Origin of the sequence: Paenarthrobacter sp. NPDC091711 (assembly GCF_044756605.1) — a bacterium.
Lineage (GTDB): Bacteria > Actinomycetota > Actinomycetes > Actinomycetales > Micrococcaceae > Arthrobacter.
The window spans coordinates 34,992-47,096 of record NZ_JBIVTF010000014.1 but is presented as its reverse complement, the minus strand read 5'-3'; the positions used below and the strand labels follow the sequence as shown (position 1 = coordinate 47,096).

The following is a 12,105-nucleotide window of genomic DNA, read 5'->3' as shown; positions in this document are numbered from 1 at the left end:
GATTGAGGAAGAAGTGGGGTCTGGCGGCCTTGATCCTCGCGGTTCTTTGTTTGGCTGCGTACGCCGTGCTGGCGGCCCACCCTTTCAAGGGGCCGCAGGGAGAGCCGCTCCTGTTCTACGTGCTTGTTGACGAGGACTGGTGGTCGCTCTTCCTGTTCGGGCTCGGTGGTCTCTTGGTGTTTGCTGCTGGTTTTTGCTTGGTGCCGACACCAGTGAACAAACTTGCGGTGATTTGGGTGAGGCGGGGCCTGAAAATACTGCTCGGCCTGTTGCTGGCTGGTGCGACACTGTGCTGGTTAGTCGGCATTTTCTTGTTGTCTCTCTTGGCCTCGGTCTGGAACTATTCCGCATACACAGCTCCAGATGGACAACATGTGCTGGTGGCTACCCAGACCTATGGGTCGGACATCTTCACGCCTTATCAGGGCCCCTTTTACGAGTGGCAACGCCAACCGGAGATCACTGACCTGGGTGCGGCGATTGGGGGAGACTGTGCTCTCTCCTCCGACTCTTCAGGCCTGGCTTTACGATGCGGGGCGGACACTGTCCGGCTTCCGGGCAATCCGTAGTGACCAAGCAACCCGTGGTTAGCAGGCAACGCGAAGTTCGCACGTGCCTGTGCCGGTCCCTGTGCCGGAGCCCCGCAGAGGGGTATAGTCGGCCCATGCTCTCCATGCGCAGATTTACTTGCCCCCGACCGGTCTCCGGTCGCGAGGGCTTATTGGCGCGCGCCTAGGTCCTGGCGCGGAGTGAGTCGGGGGAGGAAACCCACTCATTCCACACAGTAAGGACCAGCTATGCCTACATATTTAAGCCCGGACGAGCTTCACAACGCCCTGAATGTCAGGGACCTCTCCCATCCTGACTACCGCCCACACGCCATGCAGATACTGTTGCGGGACGTATTGCGTGCCCTGCGCGACAAGTGGGATGTAACGCAACGGACCATCCGCCACAGTCCCTTGGTCAGCGTTGCGGACAACTACGATCGTCTGGGGTTCAGCCCGGCAGACGTTACACGCGATCAAAGGTACTCCCGGTACATCAGCCCCACCGTCATGCTGCGCAGCCACACCTCTGCATCCATCCCGTCCCTGTTGCGTGGTCTGGATCCCGACGACTCCATCGACGAGCTCTGGGCCATCCCGGGGTTGGTCTACAGGCGTGATTCCATTGACCGCACCCACGTAGGGACGCCCCATCAAGTGGACCTGTGGAGGGTCAGTTCCCGCACGGCCCTGAGCCCGCGCCACTTGCAGGGCATGGTCGAATCCCTTGTGGCGGCTGTACTTCCGGGCGCGGAATGGAGGGCAGTTCCGGCCGTCCATCCCTACACGCTCCACGGCCTGCAGATCGATGTCCGTATGGATGGCGAATGGTTGGAACTCGCGGAGTGTGGGCTGATGTCGCCACAACTTTTCCTGGACGCTGGTTTGGATCCCGGGAATTGGTCAGGGCTGGCACTCGGGATGGGGCTGGACCGCGCGTTGATGCTACGCAAGGGCATCCCTGACATCAGGTTGCTGAGGTCCGCGGAGCCACGAATTCAACAGCAGATGATGGACCTGGAACCCTGGAAGCCCGTCTCCCACCTGCCCTCGATCAGCCGGGATGTTTCGATTGTGGTGGGGGAAGACCTGGATGCTGAAGTGCTCGGCGACAGGGTCCGGACTGCCCAGGGAGACCTGGCCGAGGATCTTGAAAGCGTGGAACTGCTGGCACTGACTCCCTGTGGGTCGCTTCCCCCGGCAGCGCAGGAACGGCTCCGCATCCGCGAAGGGCAGTCCAATGCCCTGCTCCGGGTAGTGATGCGTCCCCTCACGCGGACCATGACGGATCAGCAGGCCAACCAGATCCGGGACCATGTGTATCTGGCTCTGCACGAAGGCCCGGTCAAGGAGCTCATCGCCGGCTAGATCCTCCCTTGCTGTGCCGGTGGTTGCCCATGCACTGCCGGCACAGCTGTGCTTCGCAGCCGGGGTTTTCGACTAACCGGCAGCCGGACTCTCCGTGTTCACGAACAGGCGCCTCATGCCGCCGCGAGCCAGCATCAGCACGATGATGAGTCCTGTTACTGCGAAGAATCCGCCGAGTTGGACGGCGTCACCGAAGACGAAAGCCACCAGCTCCAGGACCACGAACTTGCTTCCCGGCATGACCAGGAGCAACGCGATCACGCTGATGACACGCACCACCGCCGTCTTTCCACCCCGAATACGGCTCACGATCTTCTTCTTAAACCACAGCACTACCTCAAGGACGATCTTGAGCAGGATCGCAGTGAGCAATGCCAGCAGGAACGATTCGGAGATGACGGCCGGGAAGAGCTGGATGAACACCCCCAGCACAACGAGGTAGACGAAGATATCCACGATGTCGATCGGGCGGATCCGCATGCGGTGAGCGTATCAACGCAACCACCCCTCAGCCAGGGTGCCATTCTGCCAGCAGGCGATTGCTAGTCTGGAGTCATGACCCGTCGACTCGCAGCACTGTCCGCCGTCCCCCTTTTGCTGCTGCTCGTGGGCTGCGGAGCCGTGGAGGAAGCAGCTGGCAACGCAGCCAGCGAGGCGGCCTCCAAGGTGGCTACGGCTGCCGCCGATGAAGTGACCAAGCAGGTCTGCGCCGTAGTCCAGGACGGCTTGGTCAGCGTCCAGGACAAGCAGGTACTCGCCGGTTTGGTCTCCGCCGCCGGCGCCGCCGGCGTTCCCGCAGAGATTACGACGCCGTTGAACCAGATCGCGGAAGCAGGAGACGAAGTGCCGGCTGAGTCAGTCCAGGCACTGAAGGACGCCTGCGCACCGTAGTAGTTGCTGGCTGATGCGGTGGCCGCTGGTTGATGCCTGGAGCTGCCGGTATCCCCTTGATTGGCATCTAGGTGCGGACGAGATGTCGGCGGGCACGATGAGGCGGTTCCTGTCTTGCAGGCGTTGGCCTCTGGGTACCCGATGATGCTTCGCCATCCGATGATGATGCGTCACCCGATGAGGTGGAGTCGCTTTCGCCTCCTAAGGCACGATCATACCCCGGTAATGGTGGCGCAGTGGATTGGTAAGTATGCCCGGTTGGTGTGCTGAGCTCCATGGTGTGGGCCTCTCCTGAGAGCGGTTTGGTGGTCCAGCCGGGATTTTCTTTGGTGTGGTTGCAGGCTTCGCAGAGTCCTGCGCCGTTGCGCAGGGTGGTGCTGCCTCCGGAGCGCCACGGAACCACATGGTCGATGTGCCGGATGGGCGCGTCGCAGTATGGGGTGCGGCAGGTATCGTCCCGGGCTTCAATGAAGCGCCGTAGTCGTGGCGGGAAAATCCTTGCTTTGGAGTCCATGCTGAGGAGCTCGCCCGTTCCGGGTGCCGTGTAGAGCCGCCGCAGCCACACAGTGAGCTCATGGTCCGGCTCTGGTGCGACTTTCTGCGCGGTCGCCAGCTCTCCCTCTTTGCGTGCCTGACGTTCCTCGAGCAGGGTTCTGGCCCACTGTGCCGGGACGATTCCGTACCCCTTGAGCCGGGCTGGCTCGCTGTCGCCTTGAAACAGGGTGCGGTCCGTCATCACAAGGTCCAGGTTGATCCCGGAGAACCCACCCGGGGTTCCGGTGACCCGCTCCACCAAGGTGTCGGCCATGACCTGGCCGCGGGGACGGGAATCGCCGCTGGAACGGGCTGAGTCCGCGGCCCGGGTCAACGCGGCATACGCAGCCACACCCTGAGCCACCGGAAGCAATGCCGTGAGGTAAGTCATGGTGTCCGGAGCGGGTCGCAGGCTCACTGTTCGTTCGGTGGCTGCGTGACTGGCACGACGAGCCACCGAGCGGGGATCACGACGGTACGCGGCAGCCTTCGCAGCAGCGATAATTGCCCGGTCGCCTTTCCCTTCGAAGGTCCCGGCATCGGGGGCGAGTTCCTCATCCACCGCACACCGGTCCTCAACCGAAAGGCACGCTGTTTCCTTCACCAGCAGCGTGGCCCGCCATTCATTGAGCTGTCCGGATTCCAAGGCGGCCAGCGTGCGGGGCATCTCGGTCACCACAGCCTTCGCGAAGCCCAACAACCGGGATCCCCGGTTTGGGGACTCCCGCCGAGCCAACGCCACCTGAGCACCCACACCCTGACCCTGCTCCGAAGCCGGAACACCAGCAGCGGCCTGTTCCTGGCGTTGGGCAAGATCAAAGGCCACAGCTATTCGTGCCTGCAGCCCGGTGATGGCCGACTTCATGTTCTCCAGCCCGCGGATCTGTTCGATCAGCTCGCGGCTGGAGCTACCAAGATGGACCGACCCAAGGAGTGCGATCAGGTCAGAAACCCGGGGCGCTGAAGAGCCAGACAGAGGCGCTGAGGCTGGGGGCGTGGAGTCGCCCGGCAGAGGCCCTGAGAAAGAGGGAGTGGAGTCGCTCGGCAGAGGTTTCGCGGCTCGATCGGGCACATCGCCTGACGGCGTCTGCGTGGCCCGAATCTTCTCCATGCCTCAACTCTTCCAGCAAGCAGTTGAGGCTATAAGACCCCAACCGGCCTATGTGGAAAAGTGCCCAGCTTCGCGCCTACAGCGCGTCGAAGCGGGGGCCTGCCCTCCGTGGTGTGTGTGACGGCCAACCGGTCAACCCGGGCTCGTCACCGGTGGGGCGGAAACCGCGGCCAACCCGGCTCGTCACCGGTGGGGCGGAAACCGCGGTTAACCCGGTCAACCCGGCTCGTCACCGGTGGGGCGGAAACCGTGGTCAAGACGGCCAACCTCAGCGCGTCACCGCCCAGCGGAAACCCCTGCACCGGCCCCGGCCATCACACTCCGGGCCCTTACGGTGATGGCCGCACCGAGAACCAGGGCAGCAGCAACAGCCGCGGCGACCGCCGTCGGGAATGACTCAGGTGCGTCGGCGCTGCGGCCGACGGTGATCCACGCGAGGCCCCACGCGATAGCAGCCGCCAAGGCGAGCCGGCCGTGACCCTTGATTGCCAAGGCGATTCCGACGACGGCCACCACCACCAGTACAGCCACGGACCAGACTTCGGGCCGCAACCCAAAGCCCCCAAAACCGGCAGCTTTCAACGCGGCCGCGATGTTTGCGCACACGGCCACGCTGGTCCAGCCCAGGTACAACCCCAATGTCCCATCAACAACTACGGCTTCAACCCAGGAACCGGCGCCGCTCTTGCTGTAGCGGAGGAAGGCCAGAACCAGGGTTACAAGCAACGCCAGAATCACCAGCACGCTGACAAGAAGCAAGCCTGCCTGAACGGACAGGATCCACGCCGCGTTGAGGACCATGGACACAGCAACGATCCATCCGAGCGAGCGTTGCCTGGGGTTGGTCCGCTGCGAAGGCAACCACTGCCACACCGTATAAGCCAACAGTCCGGCGTAAACCACCGACCATATGGAGAAGGCTGGCGTGGCGGGGGCCAATAGTGTTGAGTCGGCGGCCAGGGCACCGCCGGCTGCCTGCGCAATGGGTGTCCCGCCGAAGACTCCGACGCCGATCATGGAACCAACAATGCAGACCACCAGGCTCACGGTGACTGCGATCTGCCGCATAAGATCCGGACTTTGAGTTTTCATGTGCTGAGCCTCTTTCCTGATGGGATGTGCGGATGGGATGTGCGGGGTCATGCATTCAGGGGGTACGTGACTTACTATCAAATTGCTAGTGAAACGAGCTTTACGCTTATCGAAGGAACAACGGATGGACACGCACGGCCATGCAAAGGGCTATTGGTATGGGAAAGACCCAGGTCAGAAGGCCATCGCCATTGACGTGCTGAACGCCTTGCGGGATTACCGTGCCTCCGAGCAAGCGATGCGTCGCCGCACCCGGTCGTCCATGGGGATGGGTGAGAAGGACCTGTTGGCCCTGCGCTACCTGTTCGAGGCTGAGGCCGACGGAAGAGTGATGAAGCCGAAGGACCTAGGCGACAAGCTCGGGATAACGTCGGCGTCCATGACCACACTGATAGACCGTTTGGTGGAGTCCGGCCATATCCGCCGCGAACCCCATCCCACCGATCGTCGCGCGCTGATCTTGAAGGCAACACCGGGTTCGGACCAGGAAGTGCGTCACACCTTGGGTGGAATGCACCGCCGGATGCTGGACGCGGCCTGTGCCTTGAACCCGGATGAGTCGCAGATCGTGGTGAACTTCCTGCAGCACATGAGCGAAGCCCTGGACACCATCGACGAAGAGCCAGTGGACCCTGAGAACCCCCAGAACACTGAGAACCCCGAGAACCCTGGGAAACCCGCGGCCTCATGACGTCAGGCTCCACTGCAGGATGAAAATGAGCGTCACCAGGAATCCTGAACCGTAGTTGAGCCAGATGAACCGCCGCCATGCCACGTTGGTGCGCGCCGCCGTCGTATCCGTCACGTTCCAATACGGGGCGCAGTTGACGATGTAGGGGACGGCGATGATCGCCGCGAGCGGCCCGGGCCACGGCGTGGCCAGCATCGCCAGGCCCGCAACAAGCCAGAGTCCGACGGCGAGCCGCACCGTCCGGCGGGCACCGATGACTGTTGCTATGGAGCCGATGCCGGCCTGACGGTCGGGTTCGATGTCCTGGACGGCGCCGAAAGCATGAGCGGCCATGCCCCAGAGGAAGAACGCGGCCAGGAGGATTAGCAGTCCGGGCGTCACGTCGGCGCCGGCCAGCGCCAAACCCACGACGGCGGGACTCACGAAGTGCGTACTGGACGTCAGCGAGTCCAAGACGGGTCGTTCCTTGAAGCGAAGTCCCACGACGGAGTAGGCCACCACGGCGAATGCGCTGACGGCCAGGCTGATCCATGCGGCAGGCCCGCCCGCGAATGCCAACACCAGCAGGAACGGAATGTTGGTGATCGCCGCGAGCCAGAGCATGGGCCGGTGAAGGTGCGGGTGGAGGAGCGCACCTTCGATGCCGCCCTTGCGCGGATTTTTGAGGTCCGACTCGTAGTCGAAGACGTCGTTGATGCCGTACATGGCCAGGTTGTAGGGGATCAGGAAGTAGAAGGTGCCCACGATCAGCACCCAGTCGATTTCTCGTGTGGTGAGGAGCATGGCCGCGGCGAAGGGGTAGGCGGTGTTGATCCAGCTGACCGGGCGTGATGCGAGGAGGGCCTGGGGGACGAGGCCCTTGAGGTTCGATTCGTCGCGGGGGGAACTAGAACTGGAACTGGAACCGTTGCGTTTGCGCGTCAGCCACATCCACAGGCCTGGCAGTGCCACGACGCCCGCCAGAGGGTAGGCAAAGTCCTCGATGGGTGCCAAGCCTATCTTGAGGCCAAGAATGTGTGAGGCGTCGTAGTGGAAGAGTTCCATGCCGATCATGACGGAGTCGAACACTGCCGTGAGGACAGCAAGGGCAGCGAACGCGAGGCCGACTGCTTTCCAGTGTTTGCCGGCTTCACCGGACCGCGCCTCACCGGACCGCGCCTCTCCTGACCGAACACCCTGGCGGGCAAAGATCACGCCCGCGACCACAGCTGCTGCGATGAAAGCGAGCGCGAGCCACAAGTAGGTCATACGTGCTCCCGCTCTTTCTCATGGCGCTTAGCAGGGATCAGGTCAAGCAGCCGACGCGCGCCCGTGTACAGGACCATGGTGCAGAGCACCAGGAAAAGCAGGAACACGGGTTCCTCGATGGGCAGTTCCGGTGCGAGCAGCAATCCCGTGGCGATGGTTCCTTCGCCGCGCAGGAAGATCCCCAGCCCGATTCCGGCCAGGTCCCAGCCGAGGAGGAACAAGACCCCGACGGCGGTCACGATTGCCGCCGCTTTTGCGTCCCGCCAGAAGAACAGGCGAAAACGGTGATCGAGCAGGAGCATGCAGGTGATGCCCAGCAGCAACGAGGCCAAGTAGAGAACACCCATTAGCCAATCCTGCTAGCTACAGGCCTCACAGTGGTAGGTCCGGTGCTGTGATCGCCGCGGATCCGTTTCAGAACAAGTTCGGCGCTGATGAGGCACATGGGCACGCCAACGCCTGGGGCGGTGGTGGCGCCTGCGTAGTACAGGCCGCGAACACGCTTGGAGGCGTTCTGGGCCCGGAACATGGCGCTTTGCCTCAGGGTGTGTGCCGGTCCCAGCATGCCGCCGCGCCAGGAGTTGTAGTCGCGTGCGAAGTCGGCCGGCCCTATGGTGTGCCTGACCACCACGCGTGCGCGGAGGTCCGGGATGTTGGCCCACTGGGCAATCTGGTCCAGCGCGGCGTCGGCTGTGCGTTCGATCAGCTCATCCCCGCTGCCGTCGGGTCCACCTGCTCCTAGGGAGGGGTCGGCGGGGATGGGAATCAGGACAAACAGATTCTCGTGATCCGGCGGTGCGACGTCGGGGTCAGTGGCGCTGGGTTTGCAGACGTAGATGGAGGCGGGATCCGGAATGCTTGGATGGTCACCGTAAATTGAGGCGAAGTTGGCCTTCCAATCGCGGGTGAAGAACAAGGAGTGGTGGGGAAGGTCCGGCAAGGAACCCTTCACCCCCAGCATCACCAGCACTGCGCCGGGTCCGCTGGTGCGGCTCTGCCAGTACTTCTTGTTGTAGCTCCTGTCACGGACGCCGAGCAGCCGGGTTTCGGTGTGATGCAGGTCAGCCCCGGAGACCACCTGATCGGCAACGCTGTAATGCTCAACCCCGGCGTTGTCGCGCCACTTGACGCCGGTGACTTCCCGGCTGTCCTTTCCTGTAAACCACGCCGGAAGGTCCAAGCCGTCAAAGCGCCCCAGTTTCTTGGGGTGTGCCGCCTCGCGGGTGGTGATCTTGAGTGCTTCAGCTCCCGTGTGGATCCTGACCCCGGCGTTCAGGGCCAAGGCCTCCAGACGTTCAACCAAGGCCCAAAAACCGCCCATCGGGTACTGCACGCCATCGCCCAGGTCCAAGGCACTCATCAGGTGATACATGGCCGGGGCAGCGGAAGGACTGGTGCCCAGAAAAACAGCCGGATATCCCAGCACCTGCCGGAGCACCGGATGCTGGAACCGCTGGGAAACGTATTTGTCCAGCGGTGTCAGGAGCAACTGGGCGAGCTTGGGGAGGCTGCGCACAACCTCCGGATGAAGCAGCGCCTGCAGTTTGGTGAACGGGTTATAGAGGAAGAACCGTTCAGCCATCTCCGTGGTGTGCTGCGCCGAAGCGAGGTAGGTTCGGAGTTCTTTGGCGCTGCCGGGCTCAACGCTTTCGAAGGTGTCCAAAACCTGCTCGCTGCCAAGGGGGATTGTCAGCGGGTCCGGCCGCACGCCGTCGTGGTTTGGTTCGCTGAAGATGCGGTACGCAGGACTGAGGGTGCGCAGATCCAGCTGTTCGGCGGTGCTGGTGCCGAGCAAGTTGAAGAAATGATCAAAGACGCCAGGCATGAGGTACCAGGAGGGGCCGGTGTCCCAACGGAAGCCGTCCCGTTCGAGGCTGCCTGCACGGCCGCCCACCCGGTCGCGTTGCTCAAGGAGCTGGACCTCGTGTCCTTCGTGGGCGAGAAGCGCGGCGGTGGCAAGCCCAGCGATGCCACCGCCGATCACTACTGTCCGGGTCATCGGTGCAGCTCCATCCAGGTCGAGGCGACCGCGCGGGCGGCGAGTCCGGCCTTCACGGCATCCGGTACACGGACCCGGGAGCGGTAGAGCTCGTCCACGGTGGTTTGTTCAATTCTGTCCGTCAGCGCTTGGAATAGGGCAGACGCACTGCGAACAGCGGCCCGGGCATCGCGGGGCAGCATGGGAATGACGGCGTTGGCATCGGCCAGCTGCGCCCGGATGGTGCTGACCCACTCCATGCGCTGGTGGTCCTCGAGATGGTCCGAGGTGCCGAGGTAGCTGCGGCCCAGGCGGGTGGTGTCGTCGGCGAGATCCCTGAGGAAGTTGATGTTCTGGAAAGCAGCGCCCAACCGGCTGGCGCCGTACTCCAAAGCCGCGGCGTCGCCGTCGTCGATTTTCTCGTCCCGCATGAAGACCCGCAGGCACATCAGCCCCACTACCTCGGCGGAACCGTGGACGTAACCGTCGTGGGCATCGGCGTCGAAACGCAGCGGCGCCGGCTGTTGACCGGCAGCGGGAGCCGCCCGTCCGCCAACGTCAGTGTGCTCGCCAAGGTCCATGCGCATGGAGTCAAAGAACGGATCGATGAGCGAATGATCAATCCTTGCGGTGCGGGCTGTCTGGGCGAACGCGTGGATGATGAGGTCGCTGCTGTAGCCGAGCTGGACGGCCCTGTGTGTCTCGTCAATGAAGTGGGTCAGGGCGTCGCACTGCTCCTGGTAGCTCAGGCCCGCCTCGGCCGTCACGCCGTCAACGAGTTCGTCGGCCACCCGTACCAAGGCGTAGATGTTGCGGACGTGCTGGCGGTGCCTGGATCCCAGCAATCTGCAGGCCAAGCCGAACGAGGTGGAGTACGCGGAGATGACCTGGTTGGCGGCACGCTCGGCCGTTCGCGTGAAATGTGTGAACGAGGTGTCCGTTGCGACGCTCATGATTGCCGTCCCTCCAGCTGCCCTGCGAGGTCGAGCAACACGTTGCGCACGCTTACCGGGATGGTGCTGGTCAGTTGATGGTTGAATGCCTGCATTTGTTCCTCGATGAGGCCCTGGACAAAAGCCTCGGCCCCGCAACGGGTGAGATGCCGGCGGACATGCTCGCCGTCTCCGACGCTGAGCTCGGACCTGCCAAAGAAGGGCTCAATGTCCGGCCAGGCCGTGGTGGTTCGGGCATGGGCGATGATGGCCGTCTCCTTCCCCTCGCGGAGATCGGAAAAGGGATCCTTGCCGTGGCGGCGAGGATCCCCGAAGGTGGACAGGAGATCGTCCTGGAGTTGGAAGGCGAGGCCAAGGTGCCTGCCGGCTGTTGCGAGCGCATTTTCGACGGCGAAGTCGGCACCTGCCAGCGTGGCGGCGGCACGCAGGGGGAGTTCGAAGGTGTACGTCGCCGTTTTGTAGCCGCACATCACCAGGATGGTCTGGAGGTCCGGGGCGATGACGCCGTCGCCAAGCCCGACGTCCAGTTGCTCGCCCGCCACGGTCTCGTTAATGGTGTGTTCCAGGAGGTCCAAGAGCCGCAGGCGAAGCTCGTGGGGGAGATCGGCCCGGGCGAAGGACTGGTGTGTGGCTGCGAGGAGCATGTCGCCCATCAGGATTCCGCCGGTCTGGGCCCAGTGGAGGGCGCTCCCAGCGCGGGTGCCGTCTGCGCCGGCTGTTTCATCACGGATGGTTTCGCCGGCTTCCGCCAGGAGGGAACCGATCAGGTTGGCATGCCCGCGGCGGACGAGGTCGCCGTCGATCACGTCGTCGTGCAGGAGGAAGGCGTAGTGCAGGAGCTCGATGGCGGCGGCGATGCTGATGGCGGTTTCGCGGTGGCGTGATTCCTGACCTTGGTGCAGGGCGTCGTAGGTCTCCATGAGCAGTAGCGGCCGAACGAACTTGCCGCCCAGGACGTTCTGGCCGGCGAGCGCCCAGAGCCTGGCGAAGTCCGGGCCGTAGGCCGTCGCTGCGCTGGCCCTCTTGCCGATCAGCCCGCTGAGTTCGTTTTCAATCGCGGTGCAGAGATCGGTCCGGCTCCGGACGGTGCTTGAGGTGATGGTCATGCTTCGGCCCCCGCTTGGAGCGGCAAAGCGCCGGCCTCAAGTAGCTGTGGGAATTGCAGCCCGAGCCAGGGGCTGAAGGCGGACGGTGTGTGGTCCAGAGCATCAGCGAGCAGCGCGGGCGAGATCCAGGCCCAGTCCGCAACCTCTGCGGGGTTGGGGTTCAGGACGCCGGTGATCCGGGCTACGTAGACGGGGCAAACTTCATTCTCGACGATCCCGGTGGGGTCCACCGCCCTGTAGCGGAAGTGGGGGAGGGCCAGTTCGATCCTGGTGGCGTCGACTCCGAGTTCGAACTGGGCCCGCCGTTGAACGGCATCCTCGAATTCTTCGCCGGGGCCAGGGTGGCCGCAGAAGCTGTTGGTCCACACGCCGGGCCACGTCTTCTTCTCGGGTGAACGGCGGGTGAGGAGAACTTCCCCGGCGTCGTTGAGAAGGTAGCAGGAAAATGCGAGGTGGAGGGGAGTGTCCAGCGTGTGCACCCCTGCTTTGGGAGCCTGCCCAATGGGTGCTCCGGCGTCGTCAAGGAGGACCACCATCTCTGTCGCGTTCATGTTGCGCCTTCCTCCACACCTTGTTTCAGGCTTT

Annotated in this window: 13 protein-coding genes; 4 read left to right on the top strand and 9 right to left on the bottom strand. The window is 63.5% G+C overall.

The genetic code is table 11. The features are described from left to right. Positions 1 to 2: 2 nt before the first annotated feature. Both ACIQH5_RS18005 and ACIQH5_RS18000 read left to right on the top strand, forming a co-directional pair. Positions 3 to 569, top strand: a complete 567-nt coding sequence (locus ACIQH5_RS18005; RefSeq protein WP_400405996.1) for a hypothetical protein — start codon at positions 3 to 5, stop codon at positions 567 to 569. Positions 570 to 797: 228 nt separating this feature from the next. Further along, entirely contained in the window at positions 798 to 1,916 is a 1,119-nt protein-coding gene (locus ACIQH5_RS18000) for a hypothetical protein (RefSeq protein ID WP_400405994.1), read from the top strand. Between the two features lie 72 nt (positions 1,917 to 1,988). Here ACIQH5_RS18000 and ACIQH5_RS17995 read toward each other — a convergent pair whose 3' ends face one another. Beyond that, on the bottom strand, positions 1,989 to 2,396 hold the full coding sequence (locus ACIQH5_RS17995; RefSeq protein WP_400405992.1) for a hypothetical protein: 408 nt from the start codon (positions 2,394 to 2,396) through the stop codon (positions 1,989 to 1,991). A 75-nt stretch (positions 2,397 to 2,471) separates the two neighbouring features. On the opposite strand from ACIQH5_RS17995, the gene ACIQH5_RS17990 reads away from it, so the two are divergent. Continuing rightward, positions 2,472 to 2,807, top strand: coding sequence for a hypothetical protein (locus ACIQH5_RS17990; protein WP_062071136.1), 336 nt, complete (start codon positions 2,472 to 2,474; stop codon positions 2,805 to 2,807). A 67-nt stretch (positions 2,808 to 2,874) separates the two neighbouring features. Here the strand turns inward: ACIQH5_RS17990 and ACIQH5_RS17985 are convergent, their stop codons facing one another. Together ACIQH5_RS17985 and ACIQH5_RS17980 are read right to left on the bottom strand one after the other, a co-directional pair. Then, entirely contained in the window at positions 2,875 to 4,452 is a 1,578-nt protein-coding gene (locus ACIQH5_RS17985; RefSeq protein WP_400405990.1) for an HNH endonuclease, read from the bottom strand. Between the two features lie 276 nt (positions 4,453 to 4,728). Next, a complete protein-coding gene (locus tag ACIQH5_RS17980; protein WP_400405988.1) occupies positions 4,729 to 5,544 on the bottom strand; it encodes a tryptophan-rich sensory protein in 816 nt (271 codons plus the stop codon). Positions 5,545 to 5,668: 124 nt separating this feature from the next. Between ACIQH5_RS17980 and ACIQH5_RS17975 the strand changes: the two genes are divergently transcribed. Continuing rightward, positions 5,669 to 6,235 (top strand): MarR family winged helix-turn-helix transcriptional regulator, encoded by a 567-nt coding sequence (locus ACIQH5_RS17975; protein WP_400405986.1) that lies wholly within the window; start codon positions 5,669 to 5,671, stop codon positions 6,233 to 6,235. Here ACIQH5_RS17975 and ACIQH5_RS17970 read toward each other — a convergent pair. Genes ACIQH5_RS17970 through idi form a run of 6 tightly spaced genes read right to left on the bottom strand, consistent with a single transcriptional unit; the run spans position 6,230 to position 12,071 of the window. Next, entirely contained in the window at positions 6,230 to 7,483 is a 1,254-nt protein-coding gene (locus ACIQH5_RS17970) for a prenyltransferase (RefSeq protein WP_400405984.1), read from the bottom strand. The genes ACIQH5_RS17975 and ACIQH5_RS17970 overlap by 6 nt on opposite strands. Next, complete coding sequence (locus tag ACIQH5_RS17965; RefSeq protein ID WP_400405982.1) at positions 7,480 to 7,830, bottom strand: lycopene cyclase domain-containing protein; 351 nt, start codon at positions 7,828 to 7,830, stop codon at positions 7,480 to 7,482. Before ACIQH5_RS17965 ends, ACIQH5_RS17970 begins: the two co-directional genes overlap by 4 nt. Beyond that, positions 7,830 to 9,482: a phytoene desaturase family protein gene (crtI, locus tag ACIQH5_RS17960; RefSeq protein WP_400405980.1), complete on the bottom strand. Its 1,653-nt coding sequence runs from the start codon at positions 9,480 to 9,482 to the stop codon at positions 7,830 to 7,832. Before crtI ends, ACIQH5_RS17965 begins: the two co-directional genes overlap by 1 nt. Next, positions 9,479 to 10,414 (bottom strand): phytoene/squalene synthase family protein, encoded by a 936-nt coding sequence (locus ACIQH5_RS17955; protein ID WP_400405978.1) that lies wholly within the window; start codon positions 10,412 to 10,414, stop codon positions 9,479 to 9,481. Before ACIQH5_RS17955 ends, crtI begins: the two co-directional genes overlap by 4 nt. Then, positions 10,411 to 11,520, bottom strand: a complete 1,110-nt coding sequence (locus tag ACIQH5_RS17950; RefSeq protein WP_400405976.1) for a polyprenyl synthetase family protein — start codon at positions 11,518 to 11,520, stop codon at positions 10,411 to 10,413. The genes ACIQH5_RS17955 and ACIQH5_RS17950 overlap by 4 nt, the downstream gene beginning before the upstream one ends. After that, entirely contained in the window at positions 11,517 to 12,071 is a 555-nt protein-coding gene (idi, locus tag ACIQH5_RS17945) for an isopentenyl-diphosphate Delta-isomerase (protein WP_400405974.1), read from the bottom strand. The genes ACIQH5_RS17950 and idi overlap by 4 nt, the downstream gene beginning before the upstream one ends. Positions 12,072 to 12,105: the final 34 nt, after the last annotated feature.

Bases quoted from the DNA above. Each gene is read 5' to 3' on its own strand.
- ACIQH5_RS18000 (WP_400405994.1), top strand. From the start codon at position 798: ATGCCTACATATTTAAGCCCGGACGAGCTTCACAACGCCCTGAATGTC.
- ACIQH5_RS17995 (WP_400405992.1), bottom strand. From the start codon at position 2,396: ATGCGGATCCGCCCGATCGACATCGTGGATATCTTCGTCTACCTCGTT.
- ACIQH5_RS17990 (WP_062071136.1), top strand. From the start codon at position 2,472: ATGACCCGTCGACTCGCAGCACTGTCCGCCGTCCCCCTTTTGCTGCTG.
- ACIQH5_RS17985 (WP_400405990.1), bottom strand. From the start codon at position 4,452: ATGGAGAAGATTCGGGCCACGCAGACGCCGTCAGGCGATGTGCCCGAT.
- ACIQH5_RS17980 (WP_400405988.1), bottom strand. From the start codon at position 5,544: ATGAAAACTCAAAGTCCGGATCTTATGCGGCAGATCGCAGTCACCGTG.
- ACIQH5_RS17975 (WP_400405986.1), top strand. From the start codon at position 5,669: ATGGACACGCACGGCCATGCAAAGGGCTATTGGTATGGGAAAGACCCA.
- ACIQH5_RS17970 (WP_400405984.1), bottom strand. From the start codon at position 7,483: ATGACCTACTTGTGGCTCGCGCTCGCTTTCATCGCAGCAGCTGTGGTC.
- ACIQH5_RS17965 (WP_400405982.1), bottom strand. From the start codon at position 7,830: ATGGGTGTTCTCTACTTGGCCTCGTTGCTGCTGGGCATCACCTGCATG.
- crtI (WP_400405980.1), bottom strand. From the start codon at position 9,482: ATGACCCGGACAGTAGTGATCGGCGGTGGCATCGCTGGGCTTGCCACC.
- ACIQH5_RS17955 (WP_400405978.1), bottom strand. From the start codon at position 10,414: ATGAGCGTCGCAACGGACACCTCGTTCACACATTTCACGCGAACGGCC.
- ACIQH5_RS17950 (WP_400405976.1), bottom strand. From the start codon at position 11,520: ATGACCATCACCTCAAGCACCGTCCGGAGCCGGACCGATCTCTGCACC.
- idi (WP_400405974.1), bottom strand. From the start codon at position 12,071: ATGAACGCGACAGAGATGGTGGTCCTCCTTGACGACGCCGGAGCACCC.